Raw genomic sequence first — 20566 nt, 5'->3', positions numbered from 1 at the left:
CCGCGCGCGATGCGCGCGCGGCCCGGCGAATTGCGATCTTACTTGTACTGCTCGAGATCGGCAGCTGCCTTCTTCAAGGCATCTGCCGGCTGGGCCTGACCTGTCACGACCGACTGAACCATCGCGATCATCACATTCTGGAAGCCCTTGTAGTCCTTGAAGAGCGGCTCGGGACCACCATAGGCGATGCCATCGATGAACGGCTTCCAGGAAGCGTCCTTCTTGACGAATTCGTCAACCAGCGGCGATGGACGCAGCGGCGTCAGGCCGGCGCCGCCCTGCAGTTCGTATTCCGCCTGCGGGCCCGGAGACGTGATGAACTTGGCGAACTCGGCCGCCTTGTCCTCGACGCCGCTGCCCTTGAAGACGGCAAGGCTGTCGGTGATGAGCAGCGTGCCCTGGCCCTTGGCCGAAGGACCGAGCGGCAGCGGTGCCACGCCCCAGTTGATCTTCGTTTCCTTCAAGCGAGCGGCCGCACCGGAGCCGGCCTGGATCATGCCGACCTTGCCATCGAGGAAGATGGCGCGCATTTCGTTCTGCTCGTAAGCCGTCGGACCTTCGACCGAGTAAGGCGTGATGTCCTTGTAGGCCTGGAGTGCTGCCAACACTTCGGGGCTGTCGAGGACGATCTTGTCGCCGTCGATGACCTTGCCGTTGTTGGTGTAAACCCAGTGCAGGAACTGGTGCATGGTGTTGTCGAACGTCTTGGCCGAGAGGCCGTAGCCTGGAATGCCGGTCTTTTCCTTAATCGCCTTGGCGTCGGCGATTTCCTCAGCCCAGGTTGTCGGCGCCTTCTCAGGATCGAGACCGGCCTTCTTGAATAGATCCTTGTTCCAGTAGAGCGCCTTGGTCGAGAAGGCGATCGGCGTGCCCCACTGCTTTCCGTCGAAGGTTACCGTACCGACGATGCCCGGATAATAGGCCTTCTTCTCGTCGTCCGTCATCGGGATCGGAACGATCAGGTCGTTATCAGCGAACTGCTTGAGCGTGCGCGAGCCGACATAGGCCATGGCGACCGGCGTGCCGGCGGCAGCCAGCGTCGTTGCCTTGTCCTGGCACTGCTCCCAGCCGACGACTTCAGGCTTGACTGCCCAGCCGGGATTCTTGTCTTCCCACTGCTTGATATATTTCACATGGATCGGGTCGATGCTGTCGCCGCAATAGATCCAGCTGATTTCCTTGTCAGCCGCGTGCGCGGTCACAGCGCCAAGCGCCGTGGAGCCGAGCAAAGCAAGGGCAAGCAGCCCCGTTTTGAAATGGAATGTCACGTTTAAGCTCCCGTTCTCTCTGGTGGTTGATTTGTTTTATTGCTTCACCGCGCCGGCGGTCAGACCGCTGACGAGATACCGTTGCAGGAAGAAGATCACGACCAAAGCCGGTGCGATGCCGACGAAGCTTGCGGCCATGAGTTCGTTCCAGACGACCTCCTGCCGGCCGAAATAGGCAAACAGCCCAACCGGCAGCGGCATGTATTCCGTCTTCGAATTGAAAGTAAGAGCGTAGATGAACTGCTGCGCGTAGGAGCCGATGAAAGTGGTAATCGCAACGACGGTGATGCCCGGCATGGCGATCGGCAGGATGACGCGACGCAGAGTATAGAAATGGCTGGCGCCATCGACAAAGGCCGCCTCGTCGAGCTCCTTTGGAATGCGCATCATATAGGTGCGCAGCAACCAGATCCCCGAGGGAATGAGGAAAGCAACGCCCGGTATGATCATGGCAAAATAGGTGTTCAGCACGCCGAAGGAGCGCATGAGCCTAAACAGCGGGATCAGCAGCACCGCACCGGAGAACATGTTGACCGCCAGGAATGCACCGAGCAGCGGGCCTGAGCCCCTGAACTCGAAACGCGCGAAGGCATAGGCCGCCGGCACGACGAGGACCAGCACGATAATCGTGCTCACGCCGGAAATCAGGAACGAGTTGAAAATATACCAGCCGAAGCCGGGCACGCTGGTCCACATCGTGCGATAGGCTGCAAACGAGCCGTTCTCGGGAATGAAGCGGTAAGGCGACGAGAAGAGCTGGCTGAGCGGTTTCAGCGAGACCAGAAACCCTTCGACGAAGGGTGCCAGCACGAAAGTCAGGAACAGCAGGATTCCGGCATAAATGCCGATGAGCTCGTACCACTTGTAGCGATTGATCATCGAAGGCTGGCTCATCGCTGCTTGGCTCCCGTGGAAAAGCGGCTGGTCAGGCGGAAATAGGCAAGGCAGAAGATCGACAGGAAGATGCAGATCAGCACGGCGCGGGCAGCACCCTCACCATATTTGTAGGATCCGATCGCGGTGCGATAGGTGTCGATGATCATGGTCGTCGTCTCGCCGTTCGGGCCGCCGCGGGTCAAGATCCAGATGATGTCGAAGGAGTTGAAGGTGGCGATCAGCGACAACATCGACATGGTGACCAGCGAGGGTACCAGCAGCGGCAGGGTGATGCGGCGGAAGCGATAGAAGCGACCGGCGCCATCCGTCCAGGCCGCCTCGTAGAGATCGTGCGGGATCGCCTGCATGGCGGCCAGCATGTAAAGCGTGACCATCGGCACGCCAATCCAGACGTCCGTGATAATCGTCGCCCAGAAGGCAGAGCTGCCGTAAGCAAGGAACGCCACCGGGCTGTCGACAATGCCGAAACGCTGCAGCAGCCCCGAAATCATGCCGAACTGGCCATTGTACATCCAGCCCCACATGAAGATGCCGATCGCCATCGGCACAACCCAGGGCGGCATGGTCAGAACCCGGAAAAGCGACCGGCCCGGAACTGCCGAATTCAAAAGCGCCGCCCCCAACGTGCCGATGATCATCTTGATCGACACGGAGAAGAACGTCCAGATGAAGGTGCGGACGATGACACCCGCAAAAGTGTCGTTGAAAATCTTCGCGTAATTCTCGAAGCCGACCCAGTTCGTCACCTTCTTCAACGACGCATCGGTGAAGGACAGGATTATCGTGTCGACCAACGGATAGGCGACGATGACGGCGACATAGAGAAGAGCCGGAAAAAGAAGGAGCCAAGCGAAGATGACCGTGCTGCGTTGAACACCCATCTTGCGCCCCTCCCTAGGCTACTTTTGCATAGAGCGCTTCGTCGAACTCGTCCCATATCGGCCGGAGATCGACAACTGTCTTCTTCATGCGCGCCTCGTCTATCGAAAGTGCCAGAATGCCCGCCTCAAGCGCATTCAAGGTGGAGACCGGCAGGTGCTGGCCCAACTTGACATGCGAGACGATATCGGCAGCCATCTGCTCATCGGCGCCATAGTGCTGCGAAAGCGACGTTGCCGCGTAGGTATTCCCGATCACTTTCTTGCCGGTTAGCACTTCGTGAACGTTGAAATAGCCACGAATGAAGTCGCCCTCAGCCATGCCGCGCGAGCCCATGATGGCAAAGCGGCGGAACTGGTCCGGCGCGTTCAGATTGGTGTGGAAGTTCATGCCGACACCGTTGGCGTATTCGATGATCGCGACCTGATAGTCGATGATGTCGCCATCGCTGTCAAAGACCTTGTCCGACCCCATCCAGCCACTCGGCTTGCGATGGAAGAGTTCGAGATCATTGATCCCTTCGCGTGCGGGATCATTTTCCGGAATGAAGGTCTTGCGGCCGCCGAAGCTTGCGACCCGTTCGGGACGAGCACCGACGACGCCATTATAAAGATCAAGGTCGTGGCAGCATTTCTCCAGCAAGAAGCTGCCGGAATAATGCTGGTAGCGGCGCCAATCGCGCATGAAGAAGGCGCCATGATAGGGCTCGATATGCTCTGCGGCCTCAATCGACACGACATGACCGAGTTTGCCCTCGGCCTGAGCAACCAGCAGATCGCGATACATGGGCGAGTAGCGCAGCACGAGCCCGACCATTAGCCGCTCGTGACCATATTTCGCCATCAAACGCGCAAGCTCGATGCTGTCCTTGATGGTTGAGACAATCGGCTTTTCGCAGAAAATTTTCAGGCCGGCCTCGAGGCCGATGCGAATATGATCGAGATGCATATGGTTCGGCGAACCGATCATCAGCAAATCGATCTTTTCGTTGGCGATCAGCTCCTGAGGGGTAGCATAGGCCTTTCCAGCCGATATGCCCTTCTCGATCAAACCGGGGAGGCCCGCCGGCTCCGGATCGACATATCCGGCAATCTCGAAGCTTTCATCGATCGCCTTGAACACATAGCCCAGATAACCCAGGCGGAATCCCAGGCCAATGATTCCAACTCGCATACTTTTGAGTTCCCATTACGTAATTTATTTTCGTAATCTTGGGACAAATTTTCGCATTCGTCAACGACGTTCGCGCATTTACATGAAAACATGAAATTTATTTTCAGATCGACGCCCAAAAAAGCGCAGCTCTCAAATGTGAGGCTGCGCCCGTTTTGGCTGCATTGCCGCATATTTCAGCAGGCATCCCTGCAGCGCCTCACCGGTCGGGACCATTATACTGCCAATATTGATAGTTCGGCTTTCTGGTGCTGCTGGAAATGACGCCATTCTGTTCGCAGACATAGCCGAGACGCGGCAATCCGCGGTAATAAAAGCCTCTATAGAAGTCGTCCGGATACAACGTGGTCGTGTTGCATTGAAATTTCTCGTCGGCGGCCATCTTCGGCGCCGTTACCCCCGGCAGGTTCTTGTAGGGATAAACGGGCGCAACATACGGCTTGGGCAGAAGCGGATTGTCAGCCAATGCCGCAACCGGCATGGCAGCGGCAAGCAGCAGAGCAGCAATGGCGATTTTCGGTTTGTTCCACATGAATTGCTACGCTCCTTTACCCGATGCGAGCACAACAGATGCACGACGCTTGCTTAAAATATAGTGAGGCCAGCGTCGCGCACCAACAGCTCGCCCATCACAATCGAGAGAAGACGCAGCTTTGCAGAGGCAAACGAATATGCTCACGCTTCGTTACACCAAATAAAATGCTTTTATCCACGAATGCAACATTGGCGCGAATCCAGGATTTGCGACAATTCATAAGCATGGTATATAGTAGCAAAAGCGCTACTTTAGTTCCCAACGGTACAATTTCTGTTTGTAGGAGTAACAGTCATTCTCGAACAGATAGATCGCACCCCTCCCCACATGGATCCTTTGCTTGCTGAAAGCGCAGCACAGCAAGTGCGCATCTATGTCATCAACCTCGATCGCTCTCGCGATCGCTGGGAGCGCTTGCGTGGTCAGGCTGCGGAATACGACCTAGGCATTACCCGAATTCCGGGCGTCGATGGCAAAGCTGTCGCCGATCAGGATCGCGTCGACTTTCATCCGAAGTCGTTCATCCACCATAACGGCCGCAAGCTTCTGCCTGGCGAATACGGCTGTTATCGCAGCCATCTGCTCGCGCTGGAGCAATTCGTCGCGACAGGCGACAGGATGGCTATCATCATGGAAGACGATATCGAGCTGAACGAGACGCTGATCCCGCGCGCGATCGCTGCGATGGACAGTATCGGCGGTACGGGTCTCGTCAAACTCGTCAATCACCGTCTGGTTGGCTTCAAGCAGGTGTGCGAAACAGCAAAGCATGACATCATCGGCCGCTGCATGCATGGCCCGCAGGGGTCTGCGGCCTGTTATATCGTCGACCGCAAGGCGGCCATGAAACTGCTGGTGACGCTGAAGCCGCTGCTGCTGCCCTATGACGTCGCCCTCGAACGCGGCTGGTCCACCGGCGTCCAGACCTTTGCCACGCAGGACAATCTCGCCGAGTTCAGCCCGCATCGTGCCGATACGACGATCGGCAATCGCTCCCATTATCGTGCCGTGAAGCGACATTTCCTGTTGCGGATGACGACACACTGGTTCCGCACCTGCGATCAGCTGCGCCGCTGGCGTTATGCAGTCGGCGTCAAACGGTAAGAAAGCATCATCGCAAACCCGGGCTATACGGCGGTGATCAACGGTCCGGCCTGCTGTTCATCTGTCAACGCGAATGAAAAGCCGGTGCAAGTGGCTGGAATGGACCCTATAGCGGCACGGCGTTGTCGAGATCGGGCCGATCGATCGCAAGATCCGTTTCGCGTTCGCGATAGACCAAATCCACCACTTCGCTGCTCGGCGCATAGCCGGACACCAGCTTTTCCAATAGGGCCCTCGCCAGCGGGATGTCGTTTTCGTTGAGTGCCGCCTCGAGCGCGGAAAGCCGCTTCGACAACTCGGGCCAGGGCAGAAAATCCTCCTTGGCCTGCATGATGCGCGGATGGCTCGTCGGCTGCGGATCATCGCCGATCAGCAGCTCTTCGTAGAGTTTTTCGCCTGGGCGCAGCCCGGTGATCTCCAGCTCGATGTCGCCATCTGGCTCATCCGCATCTCGCACGGTCAAGCCGGACAATTCCACCATTCGGCGCGCAAGATCGGCGATACGCACCGGCTCGCCCATATCAAGCAGAAAGACATCGCCGCCACCGGACATCGCACCGGCCTGGATTACCAGTTGCGACGCTTCGGGAATGGTCATGAAATAGCGGGTGATCTCCGGATGCGTCAGCGTGATCGGGCCGCCATCACGGATCTGCTGGCGAAAGAGCGGCACGACCGAGCCGGAGGACCCCAAAACGTTGCCGAAGCGGACCATGGCAAAATTCGTGCTGTCAGCGCCTGACTTCCGATCTGCGTCCATCGCCTGCAGCACCATTTCCGCCAGCCGCTTGCTGGCCCCCATGATGTTGGTCGGGCGCACGGCCTTGTCGGTGCTGATGAGAACGAAATGCTCGACGCCGTAATCCCGGGCAGCTTCGGCTGCTATCTGCGTTCCCAACACATTGTTGCGTATGCCCTCGACGGGATTGTACTCGACGAGCGGCACATGCTTGTAGGCAGCGGCATGGTAGACAGTCTTCGGCCGCCATGCCTCCATGATCTGCCGGATGCGCTGACTGTCCCGCACGGAGGCAAGAAAAGGGATGATGCGAATGTCGGTGTAGCCGGCGGCGACGGCCGATTTTTCCAATTCGCCATGAATGGCATAGAGCCCGAATTCGCTCTGCTCCACCAACAGCAGTGCAGATGGGCCGTTTTTCAGGATTTGACGGCAGAGCTCGCTGCCGATCGAACCGCCGGCGCCGGTCACCATGACCACCTTGCCGCGGATGTTCTTCTCGATCAGCGCTCTGTCCGGCGCGATCACATTACGTCCGAGCAGATCTTCGATATCGAGTTCGCGCAGGTCCGAGACCGCGACGCGACCCTGGGCGAGCGCCGTCAAATCCGGCATGGTCCGCACCGTGACGCGTGCTTTGCGCATGTCTTCGAGGATCTCATTGCGCCGCTGCCTGGTCGCGTTCGGCAGGGCCAGCAGCACACCCTTGATCTCACCCGACATTGCGAGCGCCGGCAAATCGGCAGGATCGTAGATCGGCAAGCCGCCCATGATGCTGCTATGCAGGTTCCGATCATCATCGAGATAGCCGACGACATTCAGCTCGGCACTATTGGCAAGTGCGCCCGCAAGCTGCCGACCCGATGCGCCGGCGCCATAGATCAGCACCTTGGCGAGTTGATTGCGGTTCAGCAGCCGTTGATAGGCATTGCCGAGCCAATAACGCGTCCACATGCGAGACAGCCCGATTGCGATCAGCAGCAGCAAGGGTTGCAGGATGCCGACGGTGCGCGGGACGCCCGGCACGCTGATTGCCGTGAAAATCGTCATGAAGGCTAGCGCATAGATCGCCACCGCCTTGACGACGGTCATGAAGGCAGACAGGCCCGCATACCTGAAAATGGCGCGATAGAGGCCGAGCACGATGAAGATGGGAATGGCGACCAGAAGCGAGACGATGGCCGGCAGCCACTCGACGCCTTCCAGGATCACCCAATCGTCGAGGCGCAGGCAATAAGCGAACCAGACCGTCAGCACACAGAGGCTGGCGTCGACGAGCAACGCAAGCGCACGCTTCGTCGAACGGGGCAATGCCAGAAACGGCAGGACAAGCTTATCCGCGGGCACCATCGGTCAACTCCCCCTGGCGCCTGTCATCAACGCGGCACGCCGATTTTCTCGCATTGATTGTCTCACGATGCACCGCAGATGCATAATGATTGCATCGCACTTTCATTAGCAGATCTCAATTCATTTGAGCGCGGATTTACATGTAGAACAGCTGCCGCACAATTGCATCCTCGATGTTGACGAGGCCGAAGACGCATAAAATGAGAAAAGGTCACTTGCCGAGATAGCTGCGGACAACGGGGTGCCGGAACAGCCCAAGGAGGACGGCAAAGACCATGCCGATGCCAGCGCCGAAGATCGCCCCGGCAATAAGCCCGGCCACCATCATCACCTTCCGGCTCGGCCCATCCGCTGTCAGCGGCGGTTCGGCTTCGGAGATCACGCGAATATTGCTGCGCGACAGATCCTGCGCATCGCTCGTTTGACCGGATCGTTTCAAGAGAGATTCGTAGAGATCGCGAGCAGCGGTCGCCTTGCGCTGCAGTTCGTTAAGCCCGACGAGCTTGCCCGACGTATTGACCTGAGACGCCTTCTGAACCGTCAGCTCCTTGGCGATGTCCTGCTCGGCCCTCTGCGCCTGTTCATAGTCGGAACGTGCCGACGTCATCTGCCGCTGCAACTCGTTGCGGATTTCCGCTCCCAGGCTTTCGAGCGAGGATTTGGCGGCAAGCAAACGCGGATGGCGGGCGCCGAGCTGGCTTTGCAGGCTGCCGACATTGGCGGCAAGCGCAGCGTATTGCTGACGCAAACTGCTCAATGCCGTGGATGCGCCGCTGGCCGCCGGGTTATTGGAAACCACGTCCTCGAAGCTGAGCTTGCCGGCAGCATCGGCCCGCGCCTTGGCTTCGATCGTCTTCTGCTGTGCCGTCACCAGCATGTCATTCAGCGCGGTCAAGCGCTTGTCGGAAATCAGGTTGCCTTCCACCGCCACCATGTCGTTGTCGGCGCGATAGGTTTCGACCGCTTTTTCGGCTGAAAGTACTTGCAGGCGCAGATCATCGAGCCTGCTGTCCAATGCGGTATTGCTGGTCTTGTAGCTACTCGCCGCCGCCCTGCTTTCCTCATCCACGAAGGAAGAGACAAGCTGATTGGCAATCACCGCGGATTTTTGCGGATCGCGCGTCGTTACCTTCAGGGTCACGACGTAGGTGCTTGCCTCGCGGGCGATTTGCACGGCCTTCGCCAAGGTTGCCGTCGCAACAAATTTAGCCGTATCCCCGGTTGCGCCACCGTTGAACTGCGGATCGTGGTCAAGTTTCAGAACATCGACGACATGGCCAAGCACCCTGCCCGAGGACAGGATCTGCGTCTGGCTGTCGATCATCGTCAGGATGAGCTCAGGTGCAGTCGGCGCCTGCTGTGAGGAATCGGCGTTACCGGCAGGGCGCGGATCGAAATAGAGGCTGGTGACTGCGGAAAATTTCTGCGGCACCAACCGAATGGCGCCGGCACCCAACACGGCGCCAACGACCGCCAGCGCAAGAACCAGCTTTTTCTTGCCCCAGATCGCCCTAACGGCACTGCGCAGATCGAGCAACGGCCCATCGAGATTCACTGCCGGAACCGGCTGAACATCGACCGGCGGCGCAGCAACGACGACAGGCTCCGCCGCCGGAGGTGTCGCCGGCGCGACAACCGGCTTCGCCGCGGCAGGTATGATTGTGTCGGCGTGGAATTCGCGCTTAGCTTGAACCGGCTCCTGAGCGACGGCCGCCTCTTTAGGACGGTCGGCGGGCTGAACAGCGGCAGCCGGCTCGGCTTCGGCAACGAAGTCGCGCGGGCGCAGCACCGGGCTGCGCGGCCGCAAGCCCTGACGGTGTTCGTCAGACGGCTCCATGCCACGCCAACCCGGAAGTTGGTCCGATCGTTTGCTTCGTTCCATTGAACTCATGTCAGGCTTTCAACGCTCAGCGGGCAAGTCATGCCCGGCAGATGCCGCAAGTTTAGAAATGTTTGGCTAACGGACCATTAAGGACGCTCGCAGGAAGTCGCGCTACTCGCGTCGACGGACAGTGTGCGTTCATCATTGTTCAATGCGATCACACCTATGAAATCAGCACCTTCAAAGCAGGAACGTGCCATGACCGAACTGAAGTCGAGACTGCTGCGCTGCCTACTTGCCGCGACTGTGACCTTTGCGTCCATCGCATCAGCCGATGACGGCCTTGCCGCATCGCAGCTCTGCTATCGCGGCATCAATCTTTCCGGCGCCGAATACGGCGATCGCGATGGGGTGCCCGGCGTCAACTTCACCTATCCTTCGGAAGAGACAGTACGCTACTTCGCCGGCAAGGGCATGAACGTCGTGCGCCTGCCCTTCCGCTGGGAGCGCCTGCAACCCGTCCTCAGCCAGCCTTTCGACGGGGCGGAGCTACAGCGGCTGAAGGATGCCGTCGATCTCATTCAGAAGCACGGCATGGCCGTCGTCCTCGATCCCCATAACTTCGGGTATTACGACAAAACCCAGGTGACGCAGCAGCCGGCAACCGATCTCGCATTCGGCGATTTCTGGGCGCGGCTTGCCATAGAATTCGCCAATCGCAAAGGTGTCCTGTTCGGCCTGATGAACGAGCCGCACGACATCAAGGCGCCCGACTGGCTGGAAGCGGCCAACACCGCCATTCGCAGCATCCGCACGGTCGGCGCGCGCAATCTCATTCTCGTGCCCGGCACGAACTGGTCGGGCGCACACAGCTGGTCCGCCGACGTGCTGGGGGGCGGCGCAAATGGCACAGTCATGCTTGGCGTCAAAGATCCCCTCGATTTCTACGCTTTCGAAATCCATCAGTATCTGGACGCGGACAGCTCGGGCACGCATCCCGTCTGCGACGGCAGCGGTTCCGCGCAAAAGGGATTGAACGAGGTCACGGACTGGCTGCGCAAGAACGGCAAGCGCGGCTTTCTCGGCGAATTCGGCGTGCCCGGCACAGAGCCTTGCCTCGAGGGGCTGAAGGCCGTTTTCAACATTATGGCAGACAATAGCGACGTATGGCTCGGCTGGACCTATTGGGCGGCCGGCGAGTGGTGGCCACCGCAGGAGCCGCTGAACGTCCAGCCGCGCGGCGGCAAGGACCGGCCACAGATGAAAACCCTCACGGCGGCGGCCGGCAAGAAGATGCCACTTGCGCCGAGCTGCGCTGCCGTCAAGCCGGCCGGCTGACCAATCAGCATCAGCGAACGGATAGCGCTTTGTCGCGAATCACGAGGCTGGTATCGTTGCGCCGGCATCGTTATGGCGGCCCTGAAGGGGCGCCGCAGCCCTGGACAATAGATGAAGAGCCTCGCCGACAAACAACGCCTCGATTATCCGATCCTGGCAATCACGCTGTTTTCGGTGCTCTACAATTGCATCCTCGCCTACATCAACCACAACGTGATGACGCTTTCGGTCACGCATGTCGTGCTCTGCGAAGGGCTGATGATGATCTCCAGCGTGGTCTACATTTTCAAAAAAGGCATCTATGAAGAGGATCTGCCGCTCGTCCTTTTCCTCGTCTTCACGCTGATCGTGACGATCTACATCACCGCCTTCAACCGCCTGACCTTTATCGACCAATTCCGCAATGTGCTGATCATTTTCGCCTTTGCAGGCATCGGCAGCTGGGCGAGCGAGCGAACGGTGAAGCTCATCTTCCGCATCGCCTCCTTCATGGTGCTGCTGTTCCTCATCTGCGAAGTCGTCAGCACGCCGTTTTACGTCACACTCTTCCACCCCGCCGAGTATTTCGAAAATACGCGCGGCATCAAGCAGATGAGCTTCAACAACACCGGCCTCTTCGCCAATGCGCTGGGCTTTCAGGGGCGCTTCTCCTTCGGACTGATCGATCACCGATCCTCGTCGATCTTCCTGGAGCAAGTGTCGCTCGCCAATTTCTGCGGCGTCATCATCATCTATCTGCTCTCCTTCTGGCCGAAACTCGGCAAAATTGACAAGGCGTTGTTCATCGCGACGGTGCTGCTGATCCTGCTCACCAACGACACCCGAACTATGCTGATCTTTTCCTTCGTCAGTATCGCCGGTTATTTCCTTTTTCCGAAGATTCCCAAGGCGTTCAACCTTATCCTGATGCCGCTCATCATCCTGATCGGCTTCTTCGTGCATTTCATGAAGCCGGACGAAGTCGGCGACAATTTCACCGGGCGCATCGGCGTCACAGTCAAGAAAATGCTGGAGCTCGACGTCCAGTCCATGCTGGGCCTGTCGATTTCACGGATCGGCGAGTTCGCCGACAGCGGCTACGTCTATCTCATTTACGGCTCGACGATCTTCGGTCTGATCGTCTTCTGGCTCTTCGTCTGCCTTTACCCCGCTGGAACCTCGCCTGCGCAAAGACGCTGCGTCCATTCACTCTCTCTTTTCATTTTTCTGAATATGATGATTGGCGGCACGGCAATCTTTTCCATCAAGATCGCCGGTCTGCTCTGGCTGCTCGTCGGTTATATGCGCGCTTCTGAGAAGCCGCGAACCGTTCGAGTGCGGTCGGAAAATCTAAATGGAAGCCGGGTGCCGGGCTGACCGAATTTGCGTCGGCCGCGGCCGCGTGAGGATCGGGATGCTTGTCCAGTTGCAGTATCTGCGCGCCATCGCTGCGCTGATGGTCGTCTATTTTCATTCGGTGCTGCAGGTGCCGAAGGTCGATCCCGGTTTCCAGACGGTCTTTCACCTGTTCGGCGAGACTGGCGTCGACATCTTCTTCGTGCTCAGCGGCTTCGTCATGTGGCTGACCACGACCGGACGCGAGATACGCCCGCTGGAATTCTACCGTCGCCGCATCCAGCGCATCGTGCCGCTCTACTGGCTGGCCACCCTGTTCGCCGCCTGTGTCGCACTGGTGGCTCCGACGCTGCTGAAATCGACGGTCTTCGAGTTTCCGCATGTCATCGCCTCGCTGTTCTTTCTTCCCTGGAAAAACCCGGCCGATCCGACGCTGACCGTCCCCGTTGTCGTGCCGGGCTGGACGCTGAACTACGAAATGTTCTTCTATTTCGTGTTTGGCCTTCTATTGCTCGTGCGCGAGAAGTGGCGCATGGCCTCCCTCTTCGCCGCGATGACGGTGATCATCGTCTTCTGCCGATTGCTGCCGGGCGACCTGACGGCCGCCAAATTCTACGGCGACCCGATCATCTATGAATTCCTGGCGGGCGTGCTGCTTGCCAAGCTCTACCTCGACAAGGTCCTGCTGCCGCAGGCGGTCGCGTGGCCGGCGCTTGTCATGGGGTTCTCTTTCCTCCTGATCAACGAGACGCTGTGCGACGCCAGCACGCGTTCCTACATGTGGGGCATACCCGCCGTGGTCATCGTCTATTCGGCCGTATCGATAGATTTTTCCAAACTGCCTGTTATCGGCTCGCTGAACTATCTCGGCGATGCCTCCTACAGCATCTATATCACCCACGCCTTCACGCTCGCCGTGCTGCGCGTGGTCTGCGTGCACCTGAATATCGACATATTGGCGAACGCCCCGGTCTTCGTGAGCTGCTGCATTCTCTTCTCGGCGATCGGTGGCGCTATCGTTCACGAACTGACGACGCCCAGCCGCTGGCGGAAGTGGAAACGGAAGCCGGCGGTCGCCGCCTGATCGTTTTACCATCAGATTCAGCCCGTCTTCTCTCAGGACGACGGGGATACGCGGCTGGAAGGCGCAATGGGAACGGAATTTTCCGCCGCCTGTCCTAAGCTTTGCCCCATGTTCGGATCGGGAGCTTTTCCCCGCCGGTTGATTGCGCTAAGCGAGCGGCAACAATGAGCCGCTTTACGAGGTAAGAGCTATGAAGAACTATGTACTGACCGTTGCGTGCAAGTCGACGCGCGGGATCGTGGCGGCGATATCGAACTATCTTGCCGAGCAGGGTTGCAACATCGTCGATTCCAGCCAGTTCGACGATCTCGACACCGGCATGTTCTTCATGCGCGTCTCGTTCATCTCCGAAGAGGGTGTCGGCGAGGCGGCGCTGGTCGAAGGCTTCAAGCCGATCTCCGACAGGTTCGCCATGGTCGCCGAGTTCCATGACAGCAAGAAGCGCATGAAGGTGCTCTTGATGGTGTCGCGCTTCGGCCATTGCCTCAACGACCTGCTCTATCGCTGGAAGATCGGCGCCCTGCCGATCGACATCGTCGGCGTCGTCTCCAACCATTTCGAATACCAGAAGGTCGTGGTCAACCACGACATCCCCTTCCACCACATCAAGGTGACGAAGGAGAACAAGCCGCAAGCGGAAGCCCAGCTGCTGGATCTGGTCGAGCAGACCGGCACCGAGCTGATCGTGCTCGCCCGCTACATGCAGGTTCTGTCGGATGCGATGTGCCGGAAGATGTCGGGGCGCATCATCAACATCCACCACTCCTTCCTGCCGTCGTTCAAGGGGGCGAACCCCTACAAGCAGGCCTATGAGCGCGGGGTGAAGCTGATCGGGGCGACGGCGCATTACGTGACGGCGGATCTCGACGAAGGTCCGATCATCGAGCAGGACACGGCGCGCATCACGCATGCGCAGTCTGCCGACGACTATGTCTCGATCGGCCGCGATGTGGAGAGCCAGGTGCTGGCGCGCGCCATTCATGCGCATATCCATTTCCGCACCTTCCTCAACGGCAACCGCACCGTCGTCTTCCCGGCAAGCCCAGGCTCATATGCATCCGAGCGGATGGGTTAAGGCGCGGCTTTTCCCTTTCCTTTTCGCTGCGGTGCCCGATTTGATATTGCTCATATCGAATCGGGCTCAGGCAAGGAAAAGACATGTCACTCTATCGCGACGGAACGCTGCTTTTGACGGCGCTCCTTCTAGGCGCTCAACCGGTATATGCGGCTACTGCCGAAAAGGACCCGTCGAAGATCAACCTTGCCAGGCTGATCGAATGCACGACCTATGATGTGCCGAGCTACAACGAGTTCGGCATGTGGCTGACCGGACCGGAGAGTGCTGTCGCCATGAAACAGTTCGGCATCACCGAGCTGCCGTCGAGCAATCCGCTTCTGAGAGAATTCCAGCTGGCCGAGCCGGTGAGCGTCTTCGGACGACAGACGAGCCGGATCGCCTTCGCCTCATCCGGGCCGCTGGCTGTACTCGACGAACCCGATCCACACCCCCTTGCCAAGACGCTCGGCGTGACTGCCACCATCGACCAGCCAAACAAATTCCTCGGCGCGAAGGAGATCCTGTCGAGCCGGGAGCAGCTCGAAAATTCCGACACCGTGCTCCACACGCTGATCACCCTCAACGTCTCCACAGACGACAGCCATCCCGGCAAGACGCTCGCCGGCTGCAGCTATTCGATCGAGGTCGAATAGCGGGTCCGCTCAGAACGGGTCGGCGATGCCAACGAACGTTTTTGCTGGAAGCTCGGCTTTCATCCGCTGATTTAAATGCGGATTCGTACTTCAGGTGCACCGAACGCAAAATCATAGCGACCTAGCCGCGTGCGATCTGCGGCCTATCTTCTCCCAAATTGCGCAACGACTCTATCTGTTTTGAGTAATTTTCTTTAGGGTGGAATGGTTTAGAGCATGATGCCGAAAAGTGTAGGCGGTTTTCGGACGACACCATGCTCTACTTATTTGATTGTAGAGCGGATTCAGATTTTAGGTCAGGTAGACCTAAAATCATCCGGCTCTAATGTCGACGCAAGTGAACCATCCGGGGGATGTAATGGCCGACGCCACGCTCGTAAATCGTATGCAACTGCCGAGACCCGACATTACGCCCGATGACGCGGCCGAAATTCTGCAGACGCATTACGGCCTGAGCGGAACCTTGACCGAGCTCGGCAGCCAACAGGATCGCAACTATCGCATCGATGCCGGTGACAACGCCTATGTGCTGAAGATATGCCGCGCGGAATACGAGCTGATCGAGCTTGAGGCGCAAAACGCCGCCATTCGCCATTTGCTTGCAAAGCCCGATGCGCCGCGCATACCCGAGGTGGTGCCGTCCCTGAATGGCCGCGATATCCTCACCATTACCATCCGCGAACAAGACTATCTCATCCGCCTGCTCGGTTTTTTGCCCGGCCGGACGCTGACGCAGCGCAAACATCTGCCGCCGGCTGCGGCTGCCGGCCTTGGCGCGCTTTCTGCCAGGCTCGCCCGAGACCTTGCCGATTTCGATCATCCCGGCCTGCATCGGAACCTGCAGTGGGACCTGCGCAGAGCCGGGCCGGTCGCGGTGCAGCTGCTGTCGACCATAACGGACCATGAGGCGCGCGACCGCATCGCCAAGGCGATGGTGGCCGCGGTCAAGCGCATCCAGCCGCTCGCAAGCGCCTTGCGCGTGCAGCCCGTGCACCACGACGTCACCGACGACAATGTCGTCAGCCATCCCGATGCGCACGGACAGCAGGTGCCCGACGGCGTGATCGATTTCGGCGATATCATCCAGGGCTGGCTGGTGGGCGATCTCGCCGTCACTTGCGCCTCACTGCTGCATCATGCCGATAGCAACCCCTTCTACATTCTTCCGGCAATCAAGGCCTATCATGCCGTCTATCCGCTGGAAGAGACCGAAGCCAAGGCGTTGTGGCCGCTGATCGTCGCGCGTGCCGTCATTCTGGCCGCGAGCAGCGAGCAACAACTCGCCATCGATCCCGATAACGAATATGTGCGCGGCAATCTCGAATTCGAACGGCAGATCTTCGATGTCGCCACCGGCGCTCAGCCGGATGTGATGGAAGCGGCAATCCTGCGGACGATCGGCTTCGATGTCGCGCCGATCGCAACAGACGGGTGGTCGGCGCTTCTGCCCGATATTGACCAGCAACAGATCGTCGCCGTCGACCTTTCCCCGACCGGGCCCGATTTTGTCGATGGCAACTGGCAAAAGCCCGACATGGATTGGCGATTGCTCGCACAGGCGGCCATCGCTTCCGGCGCGGCGGCCACCCGCTACGGCGAATTCCGCCTGTCGTTGGCCTCGCCGCTCAATATGGCAGCGCCACAGAATTTCGCCCTGCACAATGACGTGTGCCTGCCGTCCGGTTCGACAGTCCTCGCCCCCTTCGCGGGACTGCTGCGGCGACAGGGGCAGCACTTGGTCCTTGCCGGCGAGGAGATCAGCCTGCATCTCGACGGTCTCGAAAGCGCGCTTGAGGATGGCGCCGCCATAGAACAGGGCGCCACCATCGGAACCATAGGCAGCGAGGGATCGGCGATCGGCGGCCTGCGCATCCAGCTCTGCCGTGTGCCTGACCTCGTGCCGCCGCTCTTTGCGACCGCGGACCAAGCCGACGGATGGTCGGTCATCTGCCCCTCTCCTTCAGCTCTTCTCAATACCTTCTGCGAAGCGCCGCGACCGGATGCTTCCGCGCTGCTCGCTCTGCGCAATGCGCGCTTCGCCAAGCCGCAGAAGCACTATTATGAAGCTCCGCCGCAGATCGAGCGCGGATGGCGTGAATTCCTGTTCGACATGCAGGGGCGCTGCTATCTCGACATGGTCAACAACGTCACCACGCTCGGCCACGCCCATCCGCGGCTGACGGCAGCCGTTGCGCATCAATGGTCGCTGCTCAACACGAACTCCCGCTTCCATTATTCGGCGGTTGCAGAATTTTCGGAGCGGCTTGCGATGCTCGCACCGGAAGGGCTCGACTGCGTCTTCCTCGTCAACAGCGGCTCGGAAGCCAATGATCTCGCCATCCGGCTTGCCTGGGCACATACCGGTAAGAGGAACATGCTCTGCCTGCTGGAGGCCTATCACGGCTGGACCGTCGCGAGCGACGCGGTCTCCACCTCGATCGCCGACAATCCGCAAGCACTGACGACACGCCCCGACTGGGTCCATCCGGTCATTTCGCCCAATACCTACCGCGGCCCGTTCCGTGGTCCGGATTCGGCACCTGACTATCTGGTGAATGTCGCCGAAAAGCTTAAAGCCATTGATGAAAAAGGCGATGGCGTCGCTGGCTTCATCGCGGAATCCGTCTACGGCAATGCCGGCGGTATCGCTCTACCCCACGGCTATCTTGCCGGCGCATACGACGCCGTGCGGCAGCGCGGCGGTCTCTGCATCGCGGACGAGGTGCAAGTGGGTTACGGCCGGCTTGGCGAACAGTTCTGGGGTTTCGAAACGCAGGGTGTCGTGCCCGACATCATCACCATCGCCAAAGGCATGGGCAACGGCCATCCGCTCGGCGCGGTCATTACCCGCCGCGAGATCGCCGAATCGCTGGAACGAGAAGGCTATTTCTTCTCGTCGGCCGGCGGCAGTCCGGTGAGCTGCGTGGTCGGCCTCACGGTTCTCGATGTCATCAAGGACGAGAACCTGCAGGAAAATGCCCGCGTGGTCGGCGATCGCCTGAAGGCCGGATTGATTGCCCTGATGGATCGCTTCCCGCTGATCGGCGCGGTGCATGGCACCGGCCTCTACCTCGGCGTGGAGTTCGTCCGCGACCGCGAGGCATTGACGCCGGCCACCGAGGAAACGGCTGCAATCTGCGAACGCCTGCTCGATCTCGGCATCATCATGCAGCCGACCGGCGATCACCTGAACGTGTTGAAGATCAAACCGCCGCTCTGCCTTGCGCCGGAGAGCGCGGATTTCTTCGTGGAAGCCCTGGAGAAGGTGCTCTCAGACGGATTCTGACGCGTTCGTCGCGCCGTTAACCATTGAGGTGATTTGGCGGCGAGCGAATTTTAGTGCCGTCAAGGCATTGCCGAATCTGCTGGCAGTTCCTATCTGTCTGTCGGTGTTCGGCGAGCCGCTCCGACACGGGAGATAGCAGGGAAGTAAATCACAACCTTCCTCGCATTCGACCAGAAGCGGAATTTTATTTTACCGATCGCCGACATTTTGACATCTTTGGGAATATGTTTCTGGGGATGAAATTGTTATTGTCTACTAATATAATAGACAATGACTCACTATCCGCCGAGCTCCTTTTCGGAGCCCTCACAAGTACAACGCCAACTAGGGACGTGACATGCTGAATATTAAAGCCATCGCTTCGATCCTTGGGCGGTCCGTGCTTGGCAATGACCGCTCGGGCACGCTCTCCCGCCCGCGCTGTCGAATGTGACGTTCGTCCTCTTACCGGATTCAAACAGTCAATTCGCCATGTCTGCACCGATAGCGGTGCGGAGGGAGTATATTTATGAAGAAGCAAGTTATCGAATACGCCGGCGTTCCCGTCGGCATCGTCGTTCCTGATCAGGATCGGCTCAAGTTCATCGCTGTAAAATATCACGTCCACGATCTGGACGAGCAGCATTTCAGAAACGCGGACGAAGTGAAGCTTGCGATCCGCGATCTTCTTTCCCGGCAGCAGGCGCAGCCGATCCATGTCTGATGGATCGGCTCACCTACGTTCTTACCCAATCCAGTCGCCAGCCCTCACCCTTTGATAGAATCAGGGTGGGGGCTTTTTCTTTGGCAAAGCCATCACGTAAATTCGTCGGCCTTATATGTTCACGCCGCCCCATCTCGGCGCCCTGCGCCGCAGCGTCGAGCTATCGCGCTCTGCCTGAACGGCACTCCCCTCGAACAAACCCATCTTGTCTTTTGAATCTCTTTACGGTCCTATCGCCATGACGACCTCGCGTTGCAAACGGCGAAGGATTTTTCATTGGCTGCCCATTTCAATCTCCTGACCGATGTCGAGGGCGTCGCCGTCGGTCAAGCTACCGATCTTGCGCTCGGCTCTGGCGTCACCGCCATCATCTTCGACGAGCCGGCGGTCGCCTCCTGCAGCGTGCTCGGCGGCGCGCCCGGTGGACGGGATACGGCATTGCTGGATCCCACGATGACGGTCGCCACCGTGGATGCCCTCGTGCTCTCAGGCGGTTCAGCCTTTGGGCTCGATGCGGCCGGCGGCGTACAGGCCGGCCTTCGCGAAATCGGGCGCGGGCTGCAGGTGGGCAATGCGCTGGTACCGATCGTACCACAGGCGATCCTCTTCGATCTCATCAATGGCGGCAACAAGGACTGGGGAGTGCATTCACCCTATCGCGATATGGGATACGCCGCCTTCAAGGCGGCAGGCAAAGGGCCGTTCGCGCTCGGCACCGCCGGCGCCGGTACGGGCGCGACGACTGCAACCGTGAAAGGCGGCCTGGGGTCGGCCAGCACAGTCAGCAGCAAGGGATACAGGATCGCAGCCCTCGTCGCCGTCAACGCCCTCGGCTCCGCCACCATCGGCAACGGGCCGCATTTCTGGGCCGCACCCTTCGAGGAGAGTGGCGAATTCGGCGGTCTTGGCATGCCGAAGGCGATCGACTCGCGCCTGCGGCTGAAAGGCACGAACATCACAGCCACCACCATCGGCGCCGTCGTTACCGATGCGCAACTGACCAAGGCCGAAGCACATCGGCTATCCATCTGTGCTCACGATGGCATGGCCCGCGCGCTTTTGCCGACGCATCTGCCGCTGGACGGCGACACCGTATTTGCTGCATCCACCGGCAGGCATGCTCGCGACGACATGCCCAGTTTCATGGAGCTTTGCCACCTCGCTACCATTGTCATGGCACGCGCCATCGCCCGCGGCGTGTACGAGGCGACGGCCCTGCCGATTGAGGGAGCACAAGCCGCATGGCGGGATCGCTTCGCCGGCTCACGGAAGACCTGACCGCAGACGCACAAATTTTCGCAATTGTGTGTGCGCTTGCGAGATGACACTATCTTGAAAAAGAC

The 20566-nt window shown here is 59.2% G+C and carries 16 protein-coding genes; 9 read left to right on the top strand and 7 right to left on the bottom strand.

All coding sequences use genetic code 11. The annotated features are described in order from the left end of the window. Window positions 1–38: 38 nt before the first annotated feature. The 5 genes from ACIQJ2_RS27795 to ACIQJ2_RS27775 all read right to left on the bottom strand — a co-directional run bounded on the left by ACIQJ2_RS27795 (window position 39) and on the right by ACIQJ2_RS27775 (window position 4749). Window positions 39–1268: an extracellular solute-binding protein gene (locus ACIQJ2_RS27795; protein ID WP_199150661.1), complete on the bottom strand. Its 1230-nt coding sequence runs from the start codon at window positions 1266–1268 to the stop codon at window positions 39–41. A 36-nt stretch (window positions 1269–1304) separates the two neighbouring features. Beyond that, window positions 1305–2162 (bottom strand): carbohydrate ABC transporter permease, encoded by an 858-nt coding sequence (locus tag ACIQJ2_RS27790; RefSeq protein ID WP_400677958.1) that lies wholly within the window; start codon window positions 2160–2162, stop codon window positions 1305–1307. After that, a complete protein-coding gene (locus tag ACIQJ2_RS27785; protein WP_199151067.1) occupies window positions 2159–3046 on the bottom strand; it encodes a carbohydrate ABC transporter permease in 888 nt (295 codons plus the stop codon). The genes ACIQJ2_RS27790 and ACIQJ2_RS27785 overlap by 4 nt, the downstream gene beginning before the upstream one ends. A 13-nt stretch (window positions 3047–3059) precedes the next feature. Beyond that, window positions 3060–4217 carry a Gfo/Idh/MocA family protein gene (locus ACIQJ2_RS27780; RefSeq protein ID WP_199151068.1) on the bottom strand — a complete coding sequence of 386 codons (1158 nt, stop codon included), beginning with the start codon at window positions 4215–4217 and terminating at the stop codon, window positions 3060–3062. Window positions 4218–4416: 199 nt separating this feature from the next. After that, window positions 4417–4749, bottom strand: coding sequence for a hypothetical protein (locus tag ACIQJ2_RS27775; RefSeq protein WP_400677955.1), 333 nt, complete (start codon window positions 4747–4749; stop codon window positions 4417–4419). A gap of 330 nt (window positions 4750–5079) precedes the next feature. Between ACIQJ2_RS27775 and ACIQJ2_RS27770 the strand changes: the two genes are divergently transcribed. Then, window positions 5080–5856: a glycosyltransferase family 25 protein gene (locus tag ACIQJ2_RS27770; protein ID WP_199151070.1), complete on the top strand. Its 777-nt coding sequence runs from the start codon at window positions 5080–5082 to the stop codon at window positions 5854–5856. A gap of 106 nt (window positions 5857–5962) precedes the next feature. Here the strand turns inward: ACIQJ2_RS27770 and ACIQJ2_RS27765 are convergent, their stop codons facing one another. After that, the gene (locus ACIQJ2_RS27765) at window positions 5963–7945 is read right to left on the bottom strand and encodes a polysaccharide biosynthesis protein (protein ID WP_400677953.1); all 1983 of its coding nucleotides are present in this window, start codon (window positions 7943–7945) and stop codon (window positions 5963–5965) included. A 211-nt stretch (window positions 7946–8156) separates the two neighbouring features. Next, a complete protein-coding gene (locus tag ACIQJ2_RS27760; protein WP_400677952.1) occupies window positions 8157–9836 on the bottom strand; it encodes a GumC family protein in 1680 nt (559 codons plus the stop codon). A gap of 189 nt (window positions 9837–10025) precedes the next feature. On the opposite strand from ACIQJ2_RS27760, the gene ACIQJ2_RS27755 reads away from it, so the two are divergent. The 8 genes from ACIQJ2_RS27755 (at window position 10026) to ACIQJ2_RS27720 (ending at window position 20501) form a co-directional block, all read left to right on the top strand. Continuing rightward, window positions 10026–11105 (top strand): glycoside hydrolase family 5 protein, encoded by a 1080-nt coding sequence (locus tag ACIQJ2_RS27755; protein ID WP_400677950.1) that lies wholly within the window; start codon window positions 10026–10028, stop codon window positions 11103–11105. 111 nt (window positions 11106–11216) lie between these two features. Next, on the top strand, window positions 11217–12461 hold the full coding sequence (locus ACIQJ2_RS27750; protein ID WP_400677949.1) for a hypothetical protein: 1245 nt from the start codon (window positions 11217–11219) through the stop codon (window positions 12459–12461). Window positions 12462–12498: 37 nt separating this feature from the next. After that, window positions 12499–13524, top strand: coding sequence for an acyltransferase family protein (locus ACIQJ2_RS27745; RefSeq protein ID WP_400677948.1), 1026 nt, complete (start codon window positions 12499–12501; stop codon window positions 13522–13524). Between the two features lie 190 nt (window positions 13525–13714). Further along, a complete protein-coding gene (purU, locus tag ACIQJ2_RS27740) occupies window positions 13715–14599 on the top strand; it encodes a formyltetrahydrofolate deformylase (protein ID WP_400746646.1) in 885 nt (294 codons plus the stop codon). Window positions 14600–14682: 83 nt separating this feature from the next. After that, complete coding sequence (locus tag ACIQJ2_RS27735) at window positions 14683–15234, top strand: hypothetical protein (protein WP_400674995.1); 552 nt, start codon at window positions 14683–14685, stop codon at window positions 15232–15234. A gap of 358 nt (window positions 15235–15592) precedes the next feature. Further along, window positions 15593–18520 carry an aminotransferase gene (locus ACIQJ2_RS27730; protein ID WP_400674992.1) on the top strand — a complete coding sequence of 976 codons (2928 nt, stop codon included), beginning with the start codon at window positions 15593–15595 and terminating at the stop codon, window positions 18518–18520. Window positions 18521–19028: 508 nt separating this feature from the next. Then, window positions 19029–19223, top strand: a complete 195-nt coding sequence (locus ACIQJ2_RS27725) for a hypothetical protein (protein ID WP_199151142.1) — start codon at window positions 19029–19031, stop codon at window positions 19221–19223. A 276-nt stretch (window positions 19224–19499) separates the two neighbouring features. After that, window positions 19500–20501, top strand: coding sequence for a P1 family peptidase (locus ACIQJ2_RS27720; RefSeq protein ID WP_400674990.1), 1002 nt, complete (start codon window positions 19500–19502; stop codon window positions 20499–20501). Window positions 20502–20566 lie beyond the last annotated feature (65 nt).

The organism is Rhizobium sp. NPDC092011, from assembly GCF_044756305.1.
Taxonomy (GTDB): Bacteria; Pseudomonadota; Alphaproteobacteria; order Rhizobiales; family Rhizobiaceae; genus Rhizobium.
This window is presented reverse-complemented; position numbering and strand designations above follow the sequence as displayed.

Excerpts from the sequence above, each read along its gene's own strand:
- ACIQJ2_RS27790 (WP_400677958.1), bottom strand. The coding sequence starts at position 2,162 with ATGAGCCAGCCTTCGATGATCAATCGCTACAAGTGGTACGAGCTCATC.
- ACIQJ2_RS27785 (WP_199151067.1), bottom strand. The coding sequence starts at position 3,046 with ATGGGTGTTCAACGCAGCACGGTCATCTTCGCTTGGCTCCTTCTTTTT.
- ACIQJ2_RS27780 (WP_199151068.1), bottom strand. The coding sequence starts at position 4,217 with ATGCGAGTTGGAATCATTGGCCTGGGATTCCGCCTGGGTTATCTGGGC.
- ACIQJ2_RS27775 (WP_400677955.1), bottom strand. The coding sequence starts at position 4,749 with ATGTGGAACAAACCGAAAATCGCCATTGCTGCTCTGCTGCTTGCCGCT.
- ACIQJ2_RS27770 (WP_199151070.1), top strand. The coding sequence starts at position 5,080 with ATGGATCCTTTGCTTGCTGAAAGCGCAGCACAGCAAGTGCGCATCTAT.
- ACIQJ2_RS27765 (WP_400677953.1), bottom strand. The coding sequence starts at position 7,945 with ATGGTGCCCGCGGATAAGCTTGTCCTGCCGTTTCTGGCATTGCCCCGT.
- ACIQJ2_RS27760 (WP_400677952.1), bottom strand. The coding sequence starts at position 9,836 with ATGAGTTCAATGGAACGAAGCAAACGATCGGACCAACTTCCGGGTTGG.
- ACIQJ2_RS27755 (WP_400677950.1), top strand. The coding sequence starts at position 10,026 with ATGACCGAACTGAAGTCGAGACTGCTGCGCTGCCTACTTGCCGCGACT.
- ACIQJ2_RS27750 (WP_400677949.1), top strand. The coding sequence starts at position 11,217 with ATGAAGAGCCTCGCCGACAAACAACGCCTCGATTATCCGATCCTGGCA.
- ACIQJ2_RS27745 (WP_400677948.1), top strand. The coding sequence starts at position 12,499 with ATGCTTGTCCAGTTGCAGTATCTGCGCGCCATCGCTGCGCTGATGGTC.
- purU (WP_400746646.1), top strand. The coding sequence starts at position 13,715 with ATGAAGAACTATGTACTGACCGTTGCGTGCAAGTCGACGCGCGGGATC.
- ACIQJ2_RS27735 (WP_400674995.1), top strand. The coding sequence starts at position 14,683 with ATGTCACTCTATCGCGACGGAACGCTGCTTTTGACGGCGCTCCTTCTA.
- ACIQJ2_RS27730 (WP_400674992.1), top strand. The coding sequence starts at position 15,593 with ATGGCCGACGCCACGCTCGTAAATCGTATGCAACTGCCGAGACCCGAC.
- ACIQJ2_RS27725 (WP_199151142.1), top strand. The coding sequence starts at position 19,029 with ATGAAGAAGCAAGTTATCGAATACGCCGGCGTTCCCGTCGGCATCGTC.